Raw genomic sequence first — 613 nt, forward strand, 5'->3', positions numbered from 1 at the left:
AAGTCATGACCTCCACCAGAGGTGGAGGTTTGAAACGCTGCGCTTGAACCGCTAGAAGCGGTTTTGCTATAAGTTAGTAGCTGCGATTAAAGAGGTCGGCAAAGTCGGAAGCTTTGTCGGCCTTTTCCTGATTACGGATATACCGTCTGACGACCTGCTCATCGTGCCCAGCCGTGGACACGAAGTATCCCCGCGCCCAAAAGTGATAGCCTTTGTAGCGCCGTTTGCGGGCATATTTATTGGCGATGTAGAGCGCAGTCTTGCCCTTCAAAAAGCCCACCACGTGCGCAACTGAGTGCTTCGGCGGGATAGAGATCAACATATGCACGTGGTCGGGCATCAGATGCCCTTCGTGGATCTCGCATTCTTTTTGTCGAGCAAGCCTATGCAAAAGCTCACCCAATTCACGACGCACGTCCCCGTAAAGGCGTTTCGTCCGGTACTTGCTTGCAAAAACGATATGGTACTTGCAGTCCCACGTCGCATGCGATTGCGATCGTTCTTCCATAAAACCTCCGTTTAACGTCTCGTCCGCGCTAACGGTCCAAGCCGGAGGTCTCTCCACTACGATGTAGAACTCGTCCAGTCCTCCACCGTAGGTGGAGGTTTACTT

1 protein-coding gene is annotated in these 613 nt (G+C 52.7%); it reads right to left on the bottom strand.

Annotated features, from left to right (window positions below):
- Positions 1 to 73: 73 nt before the first annotated feature.
- Positions 74 to 508 carry an IS200/IS605 family transposase gene (gene tnpA, locus E8M78_RS07480; protein WP_137134478.1) on the bottom strand — a complete coding sequence of 145 codons (435 nt, stop codon included), beginning with the start codon at positions 506 to 508 and terminating at the stop codon, positions 74 to 76.
- Between the last annotated feature and the right edge of the window lie 105 nt (positions 509 to 613).

The sequence above is a fragment of the Rhizobium sp. FKY42 genome, from assembly GCF_005222835.1.
Classification (GTDB): Bacteria; Pseudomonadota; Alphaproteobacteria; order Rhizobiales; family Rhizobiaceae; genus Neorhizobium.

Coding starts and splice junctions, on each gene's coding strand:
- tnpA (WP_137134478.1), bottom strand. CDS start 508: ATGGAAGAACGATCGCAATCGCATGCGACGTGGGACTGCAAGTACCAT.